The following is a 23,345-nucleotide window of genomic DNA, read 5'->3' as shown; positions in this document are numbered from 1 at the left end:
AGTGACAGCAAATAAAGCCCTGCTTGCATCCCAGTATGATGACCTCCGCGCACTTGCGGCAGAACATCATGTCAAAATCCGCGCTTCCGCCGCAGTGGGCGGTTCGATTGGCTGGCTGGCGAATCTTGAACGGGCGGTCCGCGTACAGCAAATCAGCCAGATTCACGGCATATTCAACGGCACCTGCAACTATATTCTTGACCAAATGACCTGCCGCGGTCTTCCTTACACTGAGGTACTTGCGAAAGCCCAGGAGCTCGGATATGCAGAAGCTGATCCGTCAGCCGACGTCGACGGCTTAGACACTGCCGCAAAACTGGTTATTTCAGCCAATATTGCTTTTGGAATTTCACTGAATCACGAATCGGTACCAGTTGCCGGAATCCGCAATATTACAGCCGGAGATATCGCTGTTTTCAAAGAACACGGATATGTTTGCAAGCTTTTCGGCAATGCGGGTTATATCGACGGCAGAATTGAAGCTTACGTCCAGCCGACCCTCGTCCGCAGCAGCGCATCCGAAGCTGCAGTCACCGCAAACTATAATCTTGCCGTGTTCGAAGGAGCTGCAACTGGAATCCAAAGTTTTTCCGGACAAGGCGCAGGCCGCTACCCAACCGCTTATAACGTCCTGCAGGATTTATGTGATTTACAGGATGGAAAAGATTTTCACACCAGCATATTTCCACACACACAGACATTTGCGGAAAATCATACCGCAATGCGGTACTACATCCGCGGCACCCAAAACGAGTTAGCCCAGTTCCCTGCAGCACAGGCTGCTCAGCAATGGGGCGACGGAATTCTCACCGCAGCACTTCCAATATCTCACGTCCATGCATGGATTTCCGCACATCCAACCGCGTTTGCGGCAGCGATCCGCGAATAACTGTGAAATAAAAACACTGATTCTCCCGAAACCGGCAGGCAGAAATCCGCTCAGCCGCGATATGAAAAACAGAAAAACGAGTCTGACTCTGGAACACAAATTTAACGAAACGAAGAATTAAATGAAAGTCCTGAAATTTGGCGGAAGCTCAATGGCTGACGCAGCGCAATACCGCAAAATAAAAAAGATTGTCGAAGCAGACCCTTCCCGGCAAGTAGTAGTTGTCTCTGCTCCCGGGAAGCGATTCCCGGACGACCATAAAGTCACTGACTTGCTTTACCTGTGCAATGCACACGTGAAATACGGAGTCGATTGCTCCCAAATTTTCCAGACGATTACCGACAGGTTCATCACAATTCGTGACGATTTGGGTATTGACCTGCCGCTGGAAACAGAATTTGCACAATTAAAAGCAGATCTTGAAGCAAAGAATCTTTCCGAAGACGAAATCGTCTCGCGCGGTGAATACTTCTCCGCAAAACTAATGGCCGCATATCTCGGATACGCATTCCTTGACGCTGCAAAATGGGTTCGGTTCAAGTTCGACGGAAAAATACATGCGCAATCCACATATGCAGCAATCAAAGATCAGCTGCAGCTTCCAGGCATAGTAATCCCCGGCTTCTACGGCACAATGCCCGACGGACGGATTAAAGCTTTTTCCCGAGGCGGATCAGATATTACCGGAGCGCTCGCTGCTGCGGCGCTGGAAGCGGAAGTTTATGAAAACTGGACTGATGTTTCCGGCATTTTAATAGCCGATCCGCGGATCATTGAAAATCCGCGTACAATCCCGTTCATTACTTATGCTGAGCTGCGCCAACTTTCCTTCTTCGGCGCACAGGTACTTCATGAGCACACAATTTTTCCGGTACGCGAGAAAAATATTCCGATCAATATTCGCAATACGAATGATCCGGAACATCCAGGCACAATGATTCAAAACGATTTTGATTTCAAAAAGAATCAGCTTTTCTTAACCGGGATAACCGGGAAGCAGGATTTCACAATCGTATCAGTTGAAAAGCACGGAATGAGCAGTGAAGTCGGAGTGTTCCGCCGAATCCTCTCAGTGTTCGAAGAGCACAATATTTCCGTCGAATATATAACCAACGGCATTGACTCGGTTTCTTTCGCAATCCGATCGGAAGCAATCGCAAAGAACCTTTACGTCGTAACAAACGATATTCGCAAAGCTATCTCCCCGACACGCTAAATGTTTATGAACGTATTGCGATAGTGGGAGCCGTCGGAAGAAATATGGCTTCGCAGCCAGGCGTATCCGGGCAGCTGTTTGCTGCGCTGGGCAAAGCCGGGATTAACGTGCGGATGATTACCCAAGGACCAGATGAAATGAATATTATCTTCGGCGTTGACAACCGTGATTTCAAATCCGCGATTTCACTGCTCTATTCGAGCTTTATCAACTAGTAACCGGATTTTCAGCAGTAACGTATTGACTTTCCCAACAGAAAATAACAAGTTCAGCAAACTATTACCCAGTTTTGCGGTACGTTTCAAAACATAAACCATAGATAAAACAGCAAAACGAAAATCTCCCCGAGAATGAGGAAACATGAAAGAATACACAGTTGCAATCCTTGGCGCAACTGGCGCCGTCGGCCAGGAAATGCTGCAGATTCTTGAAGAACGCAGCTTCCCGGTCGGCAAACTTATCCCGCTTGCAAGCTCCCGCTCTGCCGGAAAAACACTTCCTTTCCGCGGAGAAGAAGTAACGATTCAAGAAGCTGCCGAGTCCGCATTCGAAAATGTAGATATCGTACTGGGAGCAGCCGAAAATGATATTGCAAAACGCTTTGCTCCGGCAATTGCAGCTGCCGGCGCAGTATTCGTTGATAACTCCTCGGCTTTCCGGCTCGATCCGGATGTCCCGCTAATTGTGCCGGAAGTGAATGCAGCAGATGCCGCAAACCATAAGGGGATTATCGCAAATCCGAATTGTTCCACAATTATCACAGTGACGGCAGTGAATGCGCTGAATTCACTTTCCCCAATCAAAACAATGACCGCTTCCACCTATCAGGCGGTATCCGGCGCCGGCGCCGGCGGACCGCTCGAACTTGCCGGCGAAATTACGGCACTTGAACAAGGCGGCAGCTACGAACCGCAAGTGTTCACCCACCAGATTGCATATAATCTGATTCCGCAAATCGGCGGCGAACAGTTCGCCGGATACACTTCAGAAGAAATGAAAATGCAAAATGAAGGCCGGAAGATTATGCACCTGCCTGAGCTGAAAGTTTCCTGTACATGCGTGCGTGTGCCGGTGGTTCGCAGTCACTCAATTTCTGTTACCTGCACATTTGATCAAGAAGTGACAGTGGAAGCCGCACGTAAAGTAATCGCTGCAGCACCCGGATGCAAGCTTGTAGATGATCTTTCGAATCACGAATATCCAATGCCGTTAGAAACTTCCGGGCAGGATTTGGTATATGTCGGCAGAATTCGTCCCGATTTAACGAACGAGAAAGGCCTATGCCTGTGGTGCTGCGGAGATCAGGTGCGTAAAGGCGCAGCCACAAACGCCGTGCAGATTGCCGAACTGCTGGTTAAGCAGACTGCAGATTAAATAACCAGAAATAATTACGGCGGCTAACTCATTCCTGCGAGTTAGCCGCCGTAATTTTATTTCATCCGAAACTCAACTTAGATTTCCACAAGATTTCCAAGCGGAGTTGGATTACCGAAACGGTGATTTGTGAAAGATACCGCCTGCTCACGTACAAATGGGATCAAATCTACACGTGCATTCAGCGTTACTGCACCGTGCCAGATTGCAATATCAGCCACGTAATCGTTTGGAATCGCAGCTGCAAGCGCCGGATAATCGCCGCCGATAAGCCGAATCCGCCCATCATATCCGGCACTGCGCGCCCATCCGGCTACAGAATCATTAAAACCAGCATCTGTTTCAAGAGTTACGCTTACACCGCTATCTCGAAGATATGAAAGCACTTCATCTTCAAGATTTGCCCGGGCCGATACTTTTACTTGCGATCCAAGCTCAAGCGCAGCAGAAACAAGCGCAGCCAGCTGCCATGCTTCTTCTCCGTCGGCAAGGCGGACCAGCACTGGAACCGGCTTGTAGCGCAGCACATTCCGTTCAACACCAAGCTGCGACGGATCATGCCCGATTGAAAACTCGGTGTCGATTGCATGCTGCGCTGAGGAAAGGAAATCAGTTAAGAATTTTCCATTCACAAGTTTTCCGGCAAGCTTTCCTGCCTGCGCCAGTTTGCGGGAAGTAAGCGGAATCGGCAGGGTCGTAATATTTTCGTCACGTTCGAAAGTTCCAAGACCATATAGATACGACGGCCCTCCGGCTTTCGTGCCGGCGCCTACTGCCGAACGCTTCCAGCCGCCAAATGGCTGACGGCGCACGATTGCCCCCGTAATTCCACGGTTAATATAAGCATTACCGGCTGCAGCATTTTCAAGCCAATAATTTATCTCATCGGCGTCAAGCGAATGAATACCTGCTGTCAGTCCGAACTCGGTCGCATTTTGCAGCTCTACTGCTTCTTCGAGCGTCTCAGCCGTCATCACGCCAAGAATCGGACCAAAGTATTCAGTGAGGTGATATTCGCTGCCTGGTTTCACGCCGGCACGCACGCCCGGACTCCAAAGTTTTCCGGATGCATCAAGCTGGCGCGGTTTGAGCGCCCAGATTTCTCCTTCGCCGAGCGTGGTTAGCCCGCGCAGCAGCTTCCCTTTCGCCGGTTCTACAAGCGGCCCCATTTGAGTTTCGAGATCCCACGGGTATCCGACATGCAGCGATTTCACCCCATCGAGCAGCTGGTTCCGGAAACGCTTTGATTTCGCGACGGATCCCACGAGAATCACTGTCGAACATGCCGAACACTTCTGACCAGCGTGCCCAAATGCAGAATTTATGACATCCTTTGCAGCTAAATCAAGATCAGCGTGCGGCGTAACGATAATCGAATCTTTACCGGATGTTTCTGCAAGTACGCCAAGTTCCGGCCGCCACCCCTTAAAGAGTTTTGCCGTATCAATTGATCCGGTAAGAATCACGCGATCAACTTGCGGATTACGGATTAGTTCTTCACCGAGAGAACGTTCATCAAGCGCCACGAGCCGCAGTACTTCGCGCGGCACCCCGGCATCCCACATTAACTTCGCTAAATATGCACCGGTGCGTGCGGCGATGGAAGCTGGTTTGAAGATTACTGATGCGCCCGAAGCAAGTGCGGCAAGCACACCGCCAGCCGGAATTGCCATTGGGAAGTTCCATGGCGGAGTAACTGCGATTACGCGCGACGGCCGATAGACGGCCCCTTCGAGCTTTTCCAGCTCTTTCGCCTGCTCTGCATAATAATGTGCAAAATCGCAAGCTTCCGATACTTCCACATCGCCTTGATCAATCGCTTTTCCAGCTTCAGAACCAGCAACTTCGATTAATTCTCCGCGATGTTTTGCCAGCTCAATACCAACTTGATGGATAATCTCAGCCCGCTCAGCAGCCGGACGGGCTGCCCATTCTTTCGCTGCTTCGGCTGCGCCGTCGATAATCTGCGCAAGCTGTTCTTTCGAACCGACATGCGCTGCAGTAATCTCCGCCATTCCAAGCTGTGAATCTTTCATTCTTCCGGCAATTTTGCGCGCCCATTCAAGATTTTCCGGCAGCGACGGATCAGAATCCGGAGTGTTGTTAAACTCCCAATCGCCATATTTATTTGTTACAAAGGAGCGGATTTCATCTTCGGTTTCAGTTTGCCGGTTCTGCTTCCGGTTCGGCCCAGTTGGATCGGTGAATGCGTGCGAGCAGGCAGCAAGGAAGCGGTCTTCTTCCCGCTGCAGCAGAGTTTGACTGTCAGCAATATCAAAAATTGACGACATGAAGTTCGCCGGAAGCGCATTTTCCTCAAGACGGCGCACCAGATAAGCAATTGCCACATCGTATTCTTCCGGATTCACAATCGGAACATAGAAAAGCAAATGGCCGGTATCTTTTTGAATTGCCTGTGCCTGCGGCGCAGCCATCCCCGCAAGCATTTCAAACTCGACTTGGTTTGAACCGTTCAGTAAGCCGCGTTCTTCCGCTAATTCGAAAGCATATCCGGCAGTAAACAGATTCATTCCGGCAATACCAATATTTACGTTCTGGATATGTTCCGGGCGGAGTGCGTATTCAAGCACGCGGATATAGTTTGCGTCCGTATGTTCTTTCGACGGCTCTGTGACTAGCTCCCAACCGTGAGTTGCCGCCTGTACCCGTTCCATTGAAAGGTTTGCTCCCTTAACTACGCGTACTTTAATCGGCGCACCGCCGGCGGATACTCGCGCTGCTGCCCATTTTTGCAAATTTTCCATCGCTGGAAGTGCGTCGGGCAAATATGCCTGGAGCACAATCCCTGCACGAAGCTTCTGAAACTCTGGGCGTTCCAGAATCCGTTTAAACACGTCAATCGTCATATGCAGGTCATGGTATTCTTCCATATCCAGGTTGATGAACTTCTTCGGAGAATACGAATTTGCACGGGAGTAGAGCGGGAGGAGCGCTTCGACGGCATTATTCACTGCTTCTTCATATGCCCACGGGTTGTGCGGGCCAATCACTGCTGAAACTTTCATCGAGACATAATCAACATCGTCTCTTTCAAGCAGCTTGATTGTGTCTGCCATGCGTTTTTCGGCTTCTTTGTCTCCGAGCACAGCTTCCCCGAGCAGGTTCATATTCAGGCGGGCTCCCTGTGCTTTGAGCCGTGCAATTGACTTCGTCAGTCCTTTCCCTTTCGCGTCGAGCACAAGGTCTCCGACGAGCTGCTGGAACACTTTTTCTGCCGCCGGCACGACTGTATTCGGGAGCATCGGCGCAATTTTACCGCCAAATTTCAGCGGATTACGCAGGTAGGCCGGCAGGAATGCGGGTTTCTGGTCTGCCAATTTCGCAATCTTGTCTGCGCTCACAGATTTGTCTTCGGGCCGAATAACGCCGTCGACAAATTCGACTGTAAAATCAAGACCGCTTGGATCCTTTAGCGTCTTTGCAAGCAGCTGTGCGGCCCGATCGTTCGGATACTGTTTTGATTCTTCGAGCCAGTACTTCGCGCGCTTCACTGCCCGCTTTATAATGGCATCAAATTTTTCCGGTTTTTGACTCATTAAGATTCATCCTTTGTTAAATTCGAACTAATTCCTGAAAGTATTCTCGTCTTTGATTGTATTTCATCATATCTGACTGCGCTGTTTCGCTCTTCTTGATTCAGATTTTTCCTGATTTAGATTGCAGAGCAGAACTATGCAAATTTCGAATTTTCCAAATTACTGGAAAATGTAATTACTGGAGAGCCTATTCGAAATCTGCATAAATATTCTACCTATGAATTATTCAAACAATCGACGAAATGTTCGAATTTTATTTAATTACAACGTGCAGCAAACTGCTGCTTTTCCTGCTTTTTAAAACTCTTTTTTAAAACTCTTTTTTAAAACTCTTTTTAAAACTCAAATCTGTAATCGGCATAAAGCATCCTGCGATGAATACGCGGTCAGTCCAGATTCTCGCGGCTAATATTTCCCGTCAAATCAAGTGCTGGAGAAGTAAGTTTGTGAGCTCCGGAAAATTCACGGTCGATTACGTTTGAGTCTGCATTCGATAACCGTACCGCAGTATCAAATTCTGCAGAAATATCTTTGTTTTCTTGGAATGTTGCTCGCGAGACTAGGTACGCAGCAATTAAGCCGAGCAGGAATCCGGGAAGGATTTCATAAAGACCAAACCACTTGTAAGTACCCCATAAGCCAACCACTGCCGCACCGGTAATCATTCCCGAGAGCGCACCTTGCCAGGTGAGTTTCCGATAGTACAGTGCAAGCAGTACGATTGGTCCGAATGCCGCACCGAAACCGGCCCAGGCAAAAGCAACAAGGTTTAAAATCGAATCTGTTTTATACCAGGCAAATACCGCCGCAAGCACTGAGACCAGAAGTACTGTGATTCGCCCGATTAATACTGCGTTTGCAGCATCTCGCCGCCGATTACCTTTTGCGTTAATAATATCTTCAACCACGGCTGACGATGTAACAAGCAGCTGTGAGGAAATTGTCGACATAATTGCCGCAAGAATCGCTGCAAGCATGAAACCGGCAACAAGCGCTGGAAAAAGCTGCTGACCAGTAATAATGAATACAGATTCTTGCTGCCCTTCACCAATATTAATAATTCCGGCATTGTTCAGGGCGATTCCGACGATTGCCGTTCCGCCTGCACCGATTACGGAAAGCGCCATCCAGCCAATCCCGATTCGGCGCGCCTGTTTCGCTTCTGCCGGGGAGCGCAGCGCCATATACCGCACAATGATATGCGGCTGCCCAAAGTATCCTAATCCCCAGGAAAGCGAGGAAATTACACCGATTGCCGTCGCACCGCCAAAAGGCGAAAGAAAATGCGGATTTGCAGCCGTAACTCCTTCTGCTACCGCCCCGAAACCTCCGAGTGCAATAACTCCGGCAATCGGGACGGCCAGGAGTGCGACGAGCATCATCAGCCCCTGAACCATGTCTGTCCATGACACAGCGAGAAAGCCGCCAACCAGAGTGTAGAGCACTACGACGGCTGCCACAATCACCATTCCCAGGTGGTAGTCCATTCCAAATGCTGATTCGAAGAAAGTTCCGCCGGCGACCATACCGGAAGAAACATAGAAAGTGAAAAAGATGAAAATAATAATCCCGGCAACCACACGTACTGAGCGTGTATGATCACGCAGACGATTTCCTAAGAAAGACGGCACTGTAATCGAGTTCCCTGCTACCTGCGTATATGAACGCAGGCGCGGTGCAACCACTTTCCACGAAATCCAGGAACCGACAGTTAATCCGACCGCAATCCAGGCTTCGACAATACCGCTGAGGTAGAGCGCGCCGGGCAGTCCCATCAGCAGCCATCCGGACATGTCGGAAGCTCCGGCTGACAGTGCAGCAACTGCCGGTCCTAAATCACGCCCGCCGAGCATATAGTCGTCGAGATTTTTGTGCGCGTGTATGCCCAAAGGCCAATAATGATCATTGCAACAAAGTAGATGATCATCGCAATTGCCTGCCCTGTAACCTGGCTCATTATGTTTCTCCTTCGCTTTCACTTTCGTTCATTCATCTTTATCGGTTTTGTCGGTTTCGTTTTTATGGTCTCGTTTTTACACAATAAACTATGTCACTTGAGTCACACAAGCGTTTTGCGAAAATATCTCAATATTGAGATATTTCTTGCGGAATTTGTTGATTATTCCAAGATCCAAAGAGTTTTACCTGCAGCAGTTCCGCCAAATCCACTAATCAAAATAACACATGTGATATTCACCTATCGCCGGAAATAACGAGAGTGAATATAATGAAAACTCGTAACAATAAGGTTCACCTAACAAACAAACCTGAATCGGGATTATCCCCGATAAAACATATTCGGCTCAGAAAGAACTACATTGGCGAAAGCACAAACAAAAACAAATCAGAGTTTGAAGTCAGAAAAACACCAGCAAAAACAAAAAAATGCAAAAAAATCACCGGACCAAAAGCACACTTTTTCAAGCCCGGAAATTCTGCCATTTGGCTGCAAGTACTGCTAATTTCGATTCAAGCGGCCGCCAGCACCATTTCGCTATACACCATCGGAGAAATCCTCGGCTTACTATTTTTCACAAAATCCCAAGAAGCATTACTGCCCACATGGATAATTGCCGGGATCACCTGGATTTCCGCTGCCGCATTAGCCCATTTCCTCTTAGGACTCGCACAGCGCACAAGCATCCAACGTGAATCCGTAAGACTCCGGCAAGGATTAGTGAAACACGCTTTCAAGCTCGGGCCGGCACGATTCACCGGAACCGAGACCGGACGGCTGGTATCTGTAATGACAGACTCCGTCGAACGCGTAACCGAATACCGTCAAGGATATATCGGGCAACTTTTCGGAGCAGTACTCACCCCATTCTTAGCACTCGCCGGTATCGCCTATTTTATCGACTGGTTTAGTGCATTAATCCTGCTTATCTGCATTCCGCTTGTCCCGCTGGCAATCGGATCTTTCCAGCGGCTTTTCCGTAAAGATTCGAACGCTTCCCGCGAAATGCGCGCAAAGCTTGCCGGTCAATTTCTGGAAGCGATTCAGGCACTGCCCACACTTGTCGGTATTGGGGCCGCAAAACGAACCGGCGACCGCCTTGCAAATACCGGTGAAGAAAACCGTGTAGCAACAATGCGGCTGCTTGCCCGAAATCAGCTGCTCCTATTCGTGATGGAATCAGTATTCTCACTATTTTTAGTGACAGTAGCAATCATCCTTGCCTACACCCGACTTGAATCCGGCGCCATCTCCATTGGCGGCGCAATCGCGCTCACACTAATCACCCCGCTCCTCACCACGCCGATTAATGAGGTCGGCGGTTTCTTCTATATCGGTCTCGGGGACGAGCTGGAATGCGTGCAATGAACCGGTTCTTAAATCGCGAAACGAATTGGCAGGCATCCGCCAATACCGCTGATTCCGCTACCGCCGATTCCGCAGCAGCAACTAACTCTGCACTGCCCGCAGCAGAAACTGGCAGATCTTTCGTACAAGTAAAAACGCCAGCTTCGGATACGAACCAAAAACACAAGTACTTAAAGACATAAACCTCACAGTACCCACTGGCGAAACCGTCGTCCTGCTCGGCACTTCCGGCGGCGGAAAGTCCACACTCCTCTCGTTAATCAGCGGAGATTTAGTGCCGGACAGCGGAAATATTAAAGTCGCCCAGAATGAGCTTTCACCGACAACTCAAGACGGCATCCGCGCCAAAAGCGCCGCCGTACACCAGCAAACCTGGCTCTTTGCGGGCACACTTGCCGAAAATCTGCGTATCGCAAATCCAAACGCTTCCCCGGAACAAATGCATGCAGCACTTGAACGGGTAGCGCTCGGCGATTGGGTCCGCTCACTTCCGCAAGGGATTGACACCGACCTTGGAGAACGCGGATCAAGTGTCTCAGGCGGGCAAGCACAGCGAATCTCAATTGCACGGGCAATCCTCTCAGAACGCGAACTGATGATTTTTGACGAACCAACATCACAGGTAGATCTCGAATCTGAAGCAGTAATTGAAAAAGTCTTGGCAGAACTCGCATCCGAAAAACTCTCATCCTTGCAACACACCGCCTGGCGCTCGCTTCCCTTGGCGCACAATATTTGATTTCCGACGGAACTATCAGCGCACACCATATTAAACAGCACGCAAATGCCGATACCGCGACACAAAATTACTGCAGCGAAAAATCAGTACGCAGCGAAATGGAGGAAAAATAATGATTCAGCGTATTTCCCGAATCAGTAAATGGCTCATCCGCGTCACTAAATCCGTTTTGCGGCCGCTCGCGCTCTCCACAATCTTCCGCCACCTATACTTTTTCGCGCATCTGACGATTCTCACGCTCGGGATATGGATGGTTGCTTCATTAATGCTCCCGGAAACCGCAGCCGGCCGTTTCCCCTGGCCGCTTTGGATCGGGATTACAATTCTCGTTATCCTCACACTGCTCAAAGCAATCTTTAACTACTTCGAGCATTTCTTAGGACACCTCGTCGCTTTCAAAGCACTTGAGATTCTGCGTGTCGAGTTTTACCGCGCCATGATTCCAATTGCTACCGAAAACTCACGTAAGTCCGGAGATTTACTGCTGCGCGCAACAAAAGATATTGATCGAATCGAAGTTTTCTTCGCACACACTTTTGCACCTGCCGTCACCGCAGTCACAATTCCGCTAATTTCGCTGCTTGCAGCCGGCCCGTTCGTCGGCTGGGCGCCATCGCTAATTGCGGTTTGCGGACTTGCGTTAAGCATCTTCGCCGTACCTGCGCTTGGGATAAAGCAATCTTTTGAAAGCGCCGCAACTGCAAGCATTGCCCGCGCAAACCTTGCACAGCACGTCACGGATTCAATCCAAGGTATGGCTGAGGTTACCGGATACGGCAGAACACATGAACGCCTGGAGCAGATGCGTCAACTCGATGCACTTCTGGGGATCGAGCAGCGGCCGCGCAGGATTTGGACCGCAATTCGGAACGGACTGACAGTCATTACGTCACTGGGAACCGTGCTTGCCGTCGCCGGTGCCGGCAGCGCACTGGGAGTACCGCCGATTAACTTATCCATTTTCACGATTCTCGTTTGGGGACTCTTTAGTGTAACTTCCGGTGTCCGCGACTTCGCTGCCGATTTAGACAACTCACTCGCCGCTGCAGAGCGCGTCTACGATGTTGCGCACACGGCGGCTGCAGTCACTTCTCCAGAAAATCCTTACGAGCTATCCGATGGTGCGCTGAACGTCGAATTCGATTCAGTAAATTACCGCTATCCGAATAAAGGAACGGGTGCAGCCCCAGCAGTACAGGACGTGTCATTTACAGTACCTGCAGGAAGTCATACTTGTTTGATCGGGCTCTCCGGCTGCGGTAAATCCACAATCCTGAAGCTGATTGCACGTCATTTTGATCCGAGCGACGGTTCCGTATTATTTAACGGCACATCCGCAAAAGATTTGCAGTTAGACCGCCTTCGCCGCCGCGTATTGCTTGTTGAACAAACAGCTACCCTGTTTAACACGAGCATCGAAGGCAATCTTCGCCTTGCAGTTCCTGATGCAAGCGAAGCAGAATTACTTCACGCACTTGAGCTTGTGGAATTGCGCGAAGAAATTGAACCGCGAGGCGGGCTTTCCTTAGAAGTTGGCGAAAGCGGAAATTTACTTTCCGGCGGTCAGCGCCAACGTCTCGCATTAGCACGTGCAATTTTGCTCCGCCCAGACGTACTTTTGCTTGACGAATACACATCACATCTTGATAATGAGACGGCTAATAGAGTACGTGAAAATCTTCGCCGCGAGCTGCCGGAACTCACTATTGTGGAATCAACGCATTCCCCGCAAGCCTTACACAAGCCGATCAGGTGATTGTGCTTGACAATGGAAAAATTCAGGCATGCGGCACCCTTGAACAAGTGCGCACTTCAGCTTCGCTCGCCCGTCTGATGGCTCGTGAAACAGATACACTAAAGCTAAGTTAAGCCAGTATCGCAATCCCAAAAAATGAAGTGCCGACGGCGAGACGAAAGTCTTTGCCGTCGGCATTTCTGCGGAAATTTTTACCGACGGCATTTCTGTTGCAATACAGTATCCCAAACTTGACGCACTTGCAGCACCTCCCCAAAAGCCAACTACAAGTACGCAGCACCCCGAAGCAAACCAGAGTATGCAGCACCTTTTAGTTGAGTCCGATTTAGCCGGTTCCAATTTAGTTCGATCCAGTTTGGCTGGTTCCAAGCGGTGTTTTTAGCCAGTCCCAATTTAGTTCGATCCAGTTTGGCTGGTTCCAAGCGGTGTTTTTGCACAGCGGTCAAGCTTGAGCTATACAAAAACACCGCTTTCCGCCCGAACAAACACCGGCTTCATCGCGTTAACCCAAACAAAATGTGCAGAACCCAAATGCAGGATGGGTCCCGCAAACTAACCGCAGCACACCAAAATAAGCAGCCGTTTTGTTCAGCATTTACAAGTTGGATTAAAACTGCATCGAAAGCAGAAGAACCCTGAAAAAATCCAGGGTTCTTCTAAACGAATTTAGTTTTCACGGTTTCAGCCGCAGAGCCTGATTAGTCAATCAAGCCTTTCTGTGCAGCTTTTGCCAGGCGACGTGGGAGACGCAACTCGCGGCCGCCAATGCGAACAGTCTGTAGCTCAGTAAGCTCAGCCTTCCACTGGGAGCGACGAGAGCGGGTGTTGCTGCGTGACATCTTGCGCTTTGGAACTGCCATTCCACCGCTCCTTTCAATTAGCGGAAATCCGTGCCCGAATTTCCAAGTTTCAAGTACTTGATTTTCATTCCGTGTGATTTCGAATCAGCCGACACGAAATCAGCAAACAGAACACACAAGTGAATATTCTAGCGTATTAGCTATGACTTCGGCTATTCTCCGGCAATACATTGTGCGCAGCACCACCAAAATAACACGTTCTTTCAAAGTCACAGCTTTACTCTGCTCCGGATTGCACAGCCAATTCTGCCCATATCCCTCCGGATTCTGCAGATTTCGCATCGGGTAAAGATTTTGTTCATTGCGCGCAATATCCTTTTACACGGCTTGCAAGTTACAAGGCTTTACAAGTTTTTACACGGTTTTACAGAAAACAACCGGCTGAAAACTAGAAAACCAGAAAACCAGAAAACTGAAAAAGACAGCTTAAATCTTACGTGCATACTCTTTCCTACCTGCACTTTCTTCAGCTTCTTTATTTGAAAAAATTTTCGAAAAGACACTTTTCCACGATTGCGGAATAAAGTATCCGTATAAAGCTGCAGAAGTAACCCCGACCATTAAATACAAAAGCCCAGGAAGTGTTTGCCAGCGATATACCCACGGATATTTTGCTATATCATAAGCACCAAGCAGCTCTGTACAGCGGTAAAAGCAGAACATCCACAATATCGTGAAAACTATAGTCAGAATCTGAATCGACACTTTTGCACCGAAAGTATCGATTTTCTCCAAAAACTTACTTTCTTCGATGCCGCAAGACAAGCACAAATCCCAAGGATTAAGAAAACAAGCACATAGACAGAATTAGAACTAATCCCATTATGATCCTTGCCGTACAGCCATACCATAAATACGAAAGCATATATCACCGCATATTTTGCAAACACGGATTTCATAATTGATTTCATTGACGCACTCCCTAATACAGCTGCAAAAGAAAGCCCCGCGCAGCTGCAGACACAGCTATGAAACTTTTTGGAGAAATTCTCGAAACTCCTTTGTTTCAGTAAAAGTAGGCTGACGTGACCGGTCTAACTAATTCAATATTTCATGATTGATTTAACACATATTTTATGACCGATTTAACAACCTGTGTTACATAAACTCCTGCATGCCGGATAACTTCGATATCAGCGCTAGAATTTCCCTATGCCCACTCTCCTGCTAGCCCCCGGCACTGAACTGCGAAACACGATTGAAATAAAACGTTCACAGTTTATTACACTGATTCGCCGTACCGATTCCCAAGAAACAGCTCGCGCCTTTATTAACGAAGTACGTGCAGAATTTCCCGACGCACGCCACCACTGCAGCGCATACATCATCACCATGCCCGGCGCTCAACCGCTCCAACATTCATCTGACGACGGCGAACCTGCCGGCACTGCCGGAAAACCAATACTTGATGTGCTCTCCGGATTCGAACTCACAAATGCCGCAGCCGTCGTTGTGAGATATTTTGGCGGCACGCTGCTCGGCACCGGCGGGTTAGTGCGCGCATATTCAAGCTCAGTGCGCGAGTGTCTGCTTGGCACGCAAACTTTCACACCATTGGAATTAACACGAATCTACGTGACTGCACGCCACGATATTGCCGGCAGGCTGGAAGCTGAACTGCGCGGGCGCGGATACGACCTCCTCAACGTAAGCTATGAAACAACCAAAGTAGTTTTCCAACTCGCGATTAACGATAAAAACGCATTTTCTGCTGCACTGGCACAAATCACATCCGGACAATGCAGCGCCATTGAAGACGGGCTTGTAATCCGCGAGATTCCGGCACAAAAACTTGCGTAAAGACCTTTCAAAAATACCGGATTCAACTTCACACTCAGCGAAACTTGATAATTCAACTTGCGGCAAAACACTGCATCATGCGATTATCGGAGCGTTGAGAACGAACAAAGATTCTGCACTAGCAGGGATGAAAATAGTTGGATTCAATAATAAGCACGGATTATCCTCAATAATGCAGATTCGGCTTGTTCACACTCAACATCTTTTAGCACACTTATTCACGACGAAATTATCACAGAGGTTTGGAGGCGAAAATGCAGATTCTTCCCGAATCCCCAGTCGCATTCCGTACCGTTTTTCACTATTGCTATAGCTGTTGTCAGCTCTGTAAGTAGAGCGCCTGGCTCAAATTTGTGCATCCGAAAAGATTGATAAAAGTAGAATTTCGGTTATGCATGCTCGGCGCTCAGCCAATAACTTCCCACAATCAGGTGTTATTGCGTCAACAATTTACGAATCATATTTGTTCATATTTGTAAATCATTCAGAAGTACTTTCACAAAACGATTATGTAATCAAATAATCGAAGTCGGAAATTAAATCAAAATAAAAAAGCTGCAGCCGTCGTACCGTGCAAAGGTATAGATCCTGGCAGAAATGAAAATTCTCGCCGCTAAAGCAGCTGAAGTATCAGAATGATTCAAATACGAAATTCATATCGCAAAATTCAAAAAAATAATACCCAAAACGAACTAATTAAGAGAGAGATTTTAAAATGCCAATCCACAATTCGATTACTGAACTCATCGGCAAAACCCCGCTGCTGCGCATGAACCGAATCGGCGGCGAAAACGCTAAAGGCACAATCTTGGCAAAGCTTGAATTCTACAACCCGGCAAACTCAGTGAAAGACCGGATTGGGGTCGCCATCGTGGATGCAGCTGAGAAATCCGGAAAACTCCAGCCAGGCGGAACGATTGTGGAAGCTACTTCAGGTAATACCGGCATTGCGTTAGCTTGGGTCGGAGCTGCACGCGGATATAAGGTAATTCTCACCATGCCGGCTTCAATGTCAAAGGAACGCCGTGCACTGCTCCGCGGTTTTGGTGCACAACTCGTACTCACTGAGCCAGCAAAGGGATGCAGGGAGCCGTCGATAAGGCAAAAGAAATCGTTGAAAACGAAGATAACGCAATTCTTGCTTCACAGTTCGCGAATACAGCAAATCCAGCCAAGCACGAAGAAACAACCGGCCCGGAAATTTGGGAAGATACCGAAGGGAAAGTGGATATTTTCGTTGCGGGTATCGGCACAGGCGGTACAATTACCGGAGTCGGGCATTATCTTCGCAAGCAAAACCCAAATGTACAGATTGTGGCAGTTGAACCAGCTGATTCTCCCTTGCTTTCAGAAGGTAAGGCAGGTCCGCACAAGATTCAGGGAATTGGTGCAAACTTTGTCCCGGACGTGCTTGATACACAAATCTATGACGAAGTGATTGCGGTAGAATTTGAAGACGCACTCCAAACTGCCCGCGCAGCTGCACATCAGGAAGGTGTGCTGGCAGGTTTGAGCGGTGGCGCAGCGCTTTGGGCAGGAATCCAGCTTGCACAGCGTGCAGAAAATGCCGGAAAGAATATTGTAGTGATTTTGCCGGACTTTGGCGAACGCTACGTTTCCACCCCGCTTTTCGAAGGTCTCGCTGAGTAAACGTATCCATAAGAAAAGTGAAATAAAACGAAAAGCGGCGCGTGATATTCTGATGAAATTCCCGCCGCTTTTCTCATATCCTTAATACAGCACTATTTTTGACATTTATTGCTAATCTGAGCACATTATTTTAGTTCCGAAGCATATCACAAATTCCGATTAAAGCTTACAAGTTACAAAAGCTCACAACTCACAAATTCGCGGCTGTATTCCCGGATTTGCTTGCGGCTTTCTTTTCGGATTTACTCGTGGTTTTCTTCCGGAATTTCCGCATAGTGCCTTTCCGGATTCAGCAGATAAAGTATTCCGCAGATAAACAGGTGATAAATTGACCAATAACATTTCTTTCCGGCAGCAGCTAATCGAAGACCTAAATGCTGCGGTAAATCATGATCCGGCTGCCCGCTCAGCATTTGAAGTTGCATTGCTCTATCCAGGAGTGCACGCTGTCTGGACATACCGTTTAGCGCATCTAATGTGGAAAAAAGTATCTTCCTCCGCTTTCCGGCACGGCTTATTTCACAGATTACGCGGTCATTAACTGGAATTGAAATACATCCAGGAGCGGTTCTTGGCCGACGGCTATTTATCGATCATGGAATGGGTGTAGTTATCGGAGAAACTGCCGAAGTAGGAGAAGATGTGCTGATTTTTCACGGCACCACTCTCGGCGGCACCTCAATGAAAAGGGCAAACGCCATCCGACTGTTGGGAACCGTGTCACGATCGGATCAGGCGCAAAAGTACTCGGCCCGATTTATGTTGGCGATGATGCAAAAATTGGTGCTAACGCCGTAGTTGTAAAGGATGTCCCTGCAGGGTATATCGCTGTTGGGATTCCGGCAAAGAACCGTCTGGCAGGAGAACTCGAAGCCAATATTGATCCGGCAATTATGATTTGAAGCTAACAATAATCCAGTAATTATGATTTGAAGCCAATACTGATTCGGCAATTTTAATGATCTCCGCGTCTGCGCTTGCATCAGAGATTAAAAGATTGTGAGATTAAAAGGCTGTGAAAAGGTCTGAGCACGGAAACCTTGATATTGACTAGATGTTTGTGCCCGAATCTGCGTTCATATGTGCAGCGATTTCTTGTTGTTAATAGATTAGTATCGCCGATATCCGCAGCACCTGTACTGCATTTTTCAAGATAAAAGCGGCTGGGAACACTTTTGCAGTGTTCCCAGCCATTTTAAAAGGATTTACGAGACTATTAGTTTCCCAGCGTTCCTGGTGTTCTCAGTGTTTCTAGTCTTCGCAAGGGATTAGGCTTCCCAGCGTTTAGTCTTCGCGGCGTTTGCGTGCGCCGAAAACTGAGAGCACACCAGCCAAACCAAGACCAGCCGCACCAAGCAAACCAGCCCGCGAATCCGCACCAGTTTGCGGCAACTTCTCAACCCCAGCCGAAGAAACACCACCATTATCAAGCACCGGCACAATCGGCTGACCCAGACCCACGGTATCCGCACCATCAGTGCCATCAGCACTATCAGCACTATCAGCACTATCAGCACTATCAGCGGAAAGACCAAAATCTCTCACACCCGCAATCTCCGGATACTCAAGCACACCTGTGAACGATGAACCTGAATCAGCTCCTGGAAGCACAGACGCGCTACCCGGCTTATCAGTAGTATCAGCAGTATTCACATCAGCACCGATTGCGCCATAACCAGCAAGCTCCGGAACAGGCTTATAATCCAAACCACCATCAAACCGTGAATACTGAACACCATCAACACCACCTTCAAGCGGAGTCGCTACCGGCTGACCACCATCAACTTTCACATCACGATTCGGCTCCGTCCCAAAATCTTTCACCAACGGAACAGGCTTATAATCCAAACCACCATCAAACCGTGAATACTGAACACCATCAACACCACCTTCAAGCGGAGTCGCTACCGGCTGACCACCATCAACTTTCACATCACGATTCGGCTCCGTCCCAAAATCTTTCACCAACGGAACAGGCTTATAATCCAAACCACCATCAAACCGTGAATACTGAACACCATCAACACCACCTTCAAGCGGAGTCGCTACCGGCTGACCACCATCAACTTTCACATCACGATTCGGCTCCGTCCCAAAATCTTTCACCAACGGAACAGGCTTATAATCCAAACCACCATCAAACCGTGAATACTGAACACCATCAACACCACCTTCAAGCGGAGTCGCTACCGGCTGACCACCATCAACTTTCACATCACGATTCGGCTCCGTCCCAAAATCTTTCACCAACGGAACAGGCTTATAATCCAAACCACCATCAAACCGTGAATACTGAACACCATCAACACCACCTTCAAGCGGAGTCGCTACCGGCTGACCACCATCAACTTTCACATCACGATTCGGCTCCGTCCCAAAATCTTTCACCAACGGAACAGGCTTATAATCCAAACCACCATCAAACCGTGAATACTGAACACCATCAACACCACCTTCAAGCGGAGTCGCTACCGGCTGACCACCATCAACTTTCACATCACGATTCGGCTCCGTCCCAAAATCTTTCACCAACGGAACAGGCTTATAATCCAAACCACCATCAAACCGTGAATACTGAACACCATCAACACCACCTTCAAGCGGAGTCGCTACCGGCTGACCACCATCAACTTTCACATCACGATTCGGCTCCGTCCCAAAATCTTTCACCAACGGAACAGGCTTATAATCCAAACCACCATCAAACCGTGAATACTGAACACCATCAACACCACCTTCAAGCGGAGTCGCTACCGGCTGACCACCATCAACTTTCACATCACGATTCGGCTCCGTCCCAAAATCTTTCACCAACGGAACAGGCTTATAATCCAAACCACCATCAAACCGTGAATACTGAACACCATCAACACCACCTTCAAGCGGAGTCGCTACCGGCTGACCACCATCAACTTTCACATCACGATTCGGCTCCGTCCCAAAATCTTTCACCAACGGAACAGGCTTATAATCCAAACCACCATCAAACCGTGAATACTGAACACCATCAACACCACCTTCAAGCGGAGTCGCTACCGGCTGACCACCATCAACTTTCACATCACGATTCGGCTCCGTCCCAAAATCTTTCACCAACGGAACAGGCTTATAATCCAAACCACCATCAAACCGTGAATACTGAACACCATCAACACCACCTTCAAGCGGAGTCGCTACCGGCTGACCACCATCAACTTTCACATCACGATTCGGCTCCGTCCCAAAATCTTTCACCAACGGAACAGGCTTATAATCCAAACCACCATCAAACCGTGAATACTGAACACCATCAACACCACCTTCAAGCGGAGTCGCTACCGGCTGACCACCATCAACTTTCACATCACGATTCGGCTCCGTCCCAAAATCTTTCACCAACGGAACAGGCTTATAATCCAAACCACCATCAAACCGTGAATACTGAACACCATCAACACCACCTTCAAGCGGAGTCGCTACCGGCTGACCACCATCAACTTTCACATCACGATTCGGCTCCGTCCCAAAATCTTTCACCAACGGAACAGGCTTATAATCCAAACCACCATCAAACCGTGAATACTGAACACCATCAACACCACCTTCAAGCGGAGTCGCTACCGGCTGACCACCATCAACTTTCACATCACGATTCGGCTCCGTCCCAAAATCTTTCACCAACGGAACAGGCTTATAATCCAAACCACCATCAAACCGTGAATACTGAACACCATCAACACCACCTTCAAGCGGAGTCGCTACCGGCTGACCACCATCAACTTTCACATCACGATTCGGCTCCGTCCCAAAATCTTTCACCAACGGAACAGGCTTATAATCCAAACCACCATCAAACCGTGAATACTGAACACCATCAACACCACCTTCAAGCGGAGTCGCTACCGGCTGACCACCATCAACTTTCACATCACGATTCGGCTCCGTCCCAAAATCTTTCACCAACGGAACAGGCTTATAATCCAAACCACCATCAAACCGTGAATACTGAACACCATCAACACCACCTTCAAGCGGAGTCGCTACCGGCTGACCTTGCTCTTTCTTTTGCTCCGTAGCAACATCAGCTACAGAAGTTATTTCTGGTGCAACATTATTCCCATTCGGATAGGTAATGGAAATACCGCCGTTATTATCAAAAGTAATGGTCTTTTTATTTAATAGCGGATTCTCAGAATTGGCTTTTTTAATGGCATCAATGATGCGCTCTTTGTCACGGTCACTTAGCTCACCAGTTGGATCATCCATAACCACAACTTTTTCTGGTATCTGTAAATTCGGAACCACTACCAATGGATGCTCAAACACATACGACGCTTCATATGCAGCATCATCCATTACCTTTACTTTAACTTTATATTCTTTCAATCCGCCAGAAGCAGCCTCTTTTTTAACTTGTGATAAGTTTTTCCATTGACCTTCCGAGAAAAACTCAAACACAGTCTTAGTTTGTAATTTATTAGTCGGAGTAACATTATCCGTCACCGACACATTCTTCCCAACAAATAATTCATCTAGTGAATTGCTCGTCGCGATATGAAGGTCAGAAAGTTTCAAACTATTCGTGGTTTTTCCTTGATCAATCACAGGATTACGGACATCTGCGCCAATTAATTGGAATTTCCAGTTTTTTGCAGCTGAAACTAATTGAGAAATCATCTCATACGGACGAATAACAATGCTCCCGTTATAAACAGCATTTCTAACAGCATTAATCGTTTCACCGTTTTCGGTTTGCTGTTTAACGATTGAATCATAACTCCCAGTAGTAGTTCCAACCGTATTCATGTTTACCTTATTCGTAAACCCTTGCGTTTCAACGTAAACAACATCTACAGGTTCTCCACTACCGTTTTGGAATTCTTTAACACTCCAACTACGACTACTAAGGGGATAATTTGTGGATTGCTTTCTTACTTTGAAATAATCACGACCATAATAGGTAGGTTTACCACTGCTATTATCTTTCGGGACGGCTTTAATCCGTTTCACCATTTCCTTGTAATCAAAATTAAACGGTTTATCAAAATCGTAGTAATACACATAGGTAGTATCATTTATTTTCTTAAACCCAGGATCACTCTCCCTACCAGGAATTTTACCTACAGGTTGACCGTTAAGAGTAATATTTTCGTCCCACACTAAAGTGTAATCATCAATATTAACGTATCTATTTTTATCGTTTCGTGATGGCGGAAGCTCTTCACTCGCTGGAGTACTGGAATCTGTTTGTCTTTTTGCACGTTTTTTCGGTGTGGTGCTATCAGATTTCGGTGTAACACCAGTATCAGCAGCAACAGTAGTGGTGGTGTTTGGTGTGTTTTCGAGCGAGTTTGCAACGATGTTGATTGATTCTTCTGTCAGCACTGAATTAGAATCATCAACCGCGTTAGCCGAACCTGCCGGTATCCCCAAAGCAAACAAGCTGCTAACCATTGCAGACTTGATCCCAAACTTTGAATACTTCGGACCAACTACAACCTTATGACGCGCTCGATACGCATCCCCACCACTCTTACCAAACATGAAAAACAACTCCTAAGTATTAATGCTTACTCACGCCCAAACCCCTCACCACAAAAGACAAGCGGGTATCCAAGGCACGCAAACATCAATCTACTACCCCCCCGCACGTTTTCCACCCAAAAACACGACACAAAACCAACCAAAAATAATTGAAAATACAACCACCACCAGCACAAACACCAACACCCACCACACCCCACACCACACAAAACATGACAAACACCACACAGCATAAAGAAAACAGAAACCAGCAAACCCGCAACCAACAGCAAGACCCAACTCTTCCCTCCACGCAACCAGCAGTAAGAACTCAGTTTCATCACATAGCCAGTGACAAAACTCAGATTCTTTACATAACTAGTAGCGGGAACTCATTTTCATCACGTAAATTAACGACGGACACGCCAGCACCACACATCCAACCGGAAACTCGGCTTCCTTTTTACGTAACTAGTGGCAAGAACTCAGTTTCATCACGTAACTGGTGGAAAAACGTAGAAAACTTTACGTAACTGGTGGCGGGAACTCATTTCCATCACGTAACTAGTGGCAAGAACTCGGGCTGCGGTTTTCGCCGTCGGAAACGATTATATTTGCGCAGGTCACAGACTTACAGAAACGACGACACTCCCGTCGTTACCTTAAGACCACCCGTT

General features: G+C 48.0%; 14 protein-coding genes and 3 pseudogenes. 11 read left to right on the top strand and 6 right to left on the bottom strand.

Annotated features, from left to right (window positions below; translation table 11 throughout):
* Position 1 precedes the first annotated feature (1 nt).
* The 4 genes from RQN30_RS11010 to RQN30_RS10995 all read left to right on the top strand — a co-directional run bounded on the left by RQN30_RS11010 (position 2) and on the right by RQN30_RS10995 (position 3,479).
* Entirely contained in the window at positions 2 to 889 is an 888-nt protein-coding gene (locus RQN30_RS11010) for a homoserine dehydrogenase (protein WP_353060517.1), read from the top strand.
* Positions 890 to 1,010: 121 nt separating this feature from the next.
* Entirely contained in the window at positions 1,011 to 2,105 is a 1,095-nt protein-coding gene (locus RQN30_RS11005) for an aspartate kinase (protein ID WP_353060516.1), read from the top strand.
* A gap of 23 nt (positions 2,106 to 2,128) precedes the next feature.
* On the top strand, positions 2,129 to 2,320 hold the full coding sequence (locus tag RQN30_RS11000) for an ACT domain-containing protein (RefSeq protein ID WP_491608674.1): 192 nt from the start codon (positions 2,129 to 2,131) through the stop codon (positions 2,318 to 2,320).
* A gap of 145 nt (positions 2,321 to 2,465) precedes the next feature.
* A complete protein-coding gene (locus RQN30_RS10995; protein ID WP_353060514.1) occupies positions 2,466 to 3,479 on the top strand; it encodes an aspartate-semialdehyde dehydrogenase in 1,014 nt (337 codons plus the stop codon).
* Between the two features lie 77 nt (positions 3,480 to 3,556).
* Here RQN30_RS10995 and RQN30_RS10990 read toward each other — a convergent pair whose 3' ends face one another.
* Both RQN30_RS10990 and putP read right to left on the bottom strand, forming a co-directional pair.
* Complete coding sequence (locus tag RQN30_RS10990) at positions 3,557 to 7,036, bottom strand: proline dehydrogenase family protein (protein WP_353060513.1); 3,480 nt, start codon at positions 7,034 to 7,036, stop codon at positions 3,557 to 3,559.
* Between the two features lie 386 nt (positions 7,037 to 7,422).
* Positions 7,423 to 8,993 (bottom strand): annotated as a pseudogene (putP, locus tag RQN30_RS10985) (sodium/proline symporter PutP).
* Positions 8,994 to 9,263: 270 nt separating this feature from the next.
* On the opposite strand from putP, the gene RQN30_RS10980 reads away from it, so the two are divergent.
* The 4 genes from RQN30_RS10980 to RQN30_RS10965 all read left to right on the top strand — a co-directional run bounded on the left by RQN30_RS10980 (position 9,264) and on the right by RQN30_RS10965 (position 12,856).
* Positions 9,264 to 10,361: an ABC transporter transmembrane domain-containing protein gene (locus RQN30_RS10980; protein ID WP_353060512.1), complete on the top strand. Its 1,098-nt coding sequence runs from the start codon at positions 9,264 to 9,266 to the stop codon at positions 10,359 to 10,361.
* On the top strand, positions 10,349 to 10,543 hold the full coding sequence (locus RQN30_RS10975) for a hypothetical protein (RefSeq protein ID WP_353060511.1): 195 nt from the start codon (positions 10,349 to 10,351) through the stop codon (positions 10,541 to 10,543). Before RQN30_RS10980 ends, RQN30_RS10975 begins: the two co-directional genes overlap by 13 nt.
* Complete coding sequence (locus RQN30_RS10970) at positions 10,477 to 11,100, top strand: ATP-binding cassette domain-containing protein (protein ID WP_353061846.1); 624 nt, start codon at positions 10,477 to 10,479, stop codon at positions 11,098 to 11,100. The genes RQN30_RS10975 and RQN30_RS10970 overlap by 67 nt, the downstream gene beginning before the upstream one ends.
* Positions 11,101 to 11,212: 112 nt before the next feature.
* Positions 11,213 to 12,856, top strand: coding sequence for an amino acid ABC transporter ATP-binding/permease protein (locus RQN30_RS10965; protein WP_353060510.1), 1,644 nt, complete (start codon positions 11,213 to 11,215; stop codon positions 12,854 to 12,856).
* A 698-nt stretch (positions 12,857 to 13,554) separates the two neighbouring features.
* Here RQN30_RS10965 and rpmF read toward each other — a convergent pair.
* On the bottom strand, positions 13,555 to 13,716 hold the full coding sequence (rpmF, locus tag RQN30_RS10960; RefSeq protein ID WP_353060509.1) for a 50S ribosomal protein L32: 162 nt from the start codon (positions 13,714 to 13,716) through the stop codon (positions 13,555 to 13,557).
* A gap of 426 nt (positions 13,717 to 14,142) precedes the next feature.
* Positions 14,143 to 14,451 (bottom strand): hypothetical protein, encoded by a 309-nt coding sequence (locus RQN30_RS10955; RefSeq protein ID WP_353060508.1) that lies wholly within the window; start codon positions 14,449 to 14,451, stop codon positions 14,143 to 14,145.
* Positions 14,452 to 14,868: 417 nt separating this feature from the next.
* On the opposite strand from RQN30_RS10955, the gene RQN30_RS10950 reads away from it, so the two are divergent.
* Both RQN30_RS10950 and cysK read left to right on the top strand, forming a co-directional pair.
* On the top strand, positions 14,869 to 15,516 hold the full coding sequence (locus tag RQN30_RS10950; protein WP_353060507.1) for a YigZ family protein: 648 nt from the start codon (positions 14,869 to 14,871) through the stop codon (positions 15,514 to 15,516).
* A 715-nt stretch (positions 15,517 to 16,231) separates the two neighbouring features.
* Positions 16,232 to 17,166 (top strand): annotated as a pseudogene (gene cysK, locus RQN30_RS10945) (cysteine synthase A).
* Between the two features lie 242 nt (positions 17,167 to 17,408).
* Here cysK and RQN30_RS10940 read toward each other — a convergent pair.
* A complete protein-coding gene (locus tag RQN30_RS10940) occupies positions 17,409 to 17,591 on the bottom strand; it encodes a hypothetical protein (protein WP_353061862.1) in 183 nt (60 codons plus the stop codon).
* Between RQN30_RS10940 and epsC the strand changes: the two are divergent.
* A pseudogene (gene epsC, locus RQN30_RS10935) lies at positions 17,507 to 18,068 on the top strand (serine O-acetyltransferase EpsC). The gene RQN30_RS10940 and the pseudogene epsC overlap by 85 nt on opposite strands.
* A gap of 382 nt (positions 18,069 to 18,450) precedes the next feature.
* On the opposite strand, the gene RQN30_RS10930 reads toward epsC, so the two are convergent.
* Positions 18,451 to 22,689 carry an LPXTG cell wall anchor domain-containing protein gene (locus tag RQN30_RS10930; protein ID WP_353060506.1) on the bottom strand — a complete coding sequence of 1,413 codons (4,239 nt, stop codon included), beginning with the start codon at positions 22,687 to 22,689 and terminating at the stop codon, positions 18,451 to 18,453.
* Positions 22,690 to 23,345 lie beyond the last annotated feature (656 nt).

It is taken from the genome of Arcanobacterium hippocoleae (genome assembly GCF_040360365.1).
Taxonomy (GTDB): Bacteria; Actinomycetota; Actinomycetes; order Actinomycetales; family Actinomycetaceae; genus Arcanobacterium_A; species Arcanobacterium_A hippocoleae_A.
Note: the sequence above shows the minus strand (reverse complement) of the source record. Positions and strands in the feature narration are given on the sequence as shown.

Coding starts and splice junctions, on each gene's coding strand:
- RQN30_RS10965 (WP_353060510.1), top strand. CDS start 11,213: ATGATTCAGCGTATTTCCCGAATCAGTAAATGGCTCATCCGCGTCACT.
- RQN30_RS10990 (WP_353060513.1), bottom strand. CDS start 7,036: ATGAGTCAAAAACCGGAAAAATTTGATGCCATTATAAAGCGGGCAGTG.
- rpmF (WP_353060509.1), bottom strand. CDS start 13,716: ATGGCAGTTCCAAAGCGCAAGATGTCACGCAGCAACACCCGCTCTCGT.
- RQN30_RS10975 (WP_353060511.1), top strand. CDS start 10,349: ATGCGTGCAATGAACCGGTTCTTAAATCGCGAAACGAATTGGCAGGCA.
- RQN30_RS11005 (WP_353060516.1), top strand. CDS start 1,011: ATGAAAGTCCTGAAATTTGGCGGAAGCTCAATGGCTGACGCAGCGCAA.
- RQN30_RS10995 (WP_353060514.1), top strand. CDS start 2,466: ATGAAAGAATACACAGTTGCAATCCTTGGCGCAACTGGCGCCGTCGGC.
- RQN30_RS10940 (WP_353061862.1), bottom strand. CDS start 17,591: ATGCAACTTCAAATGCTGAGCGGGCAGCCGGATCATGATTTACCGCAG.
- RQN30_RS10980 (WP_353060512.1), top strand. CDS start 9,264: ATGAAAACTCGTAACAATAAGGTTCACCTAACAAACAAACCTGAATCG.
- RQN30_RS10930 (WP_353060506.1), bottom strand. CDS start 22,689: ATGTTTGGTAAGAGTGGTGGGGATGCGTATCGAGCGCGTCATAAGGTT.
- RQN30_RS10950 (WP_353060507.1), top strand. CDS start 14,869: ATGCCCACTCTCCTGCTAGCCCCCGGCACTGAACTGCGAAACACGATT.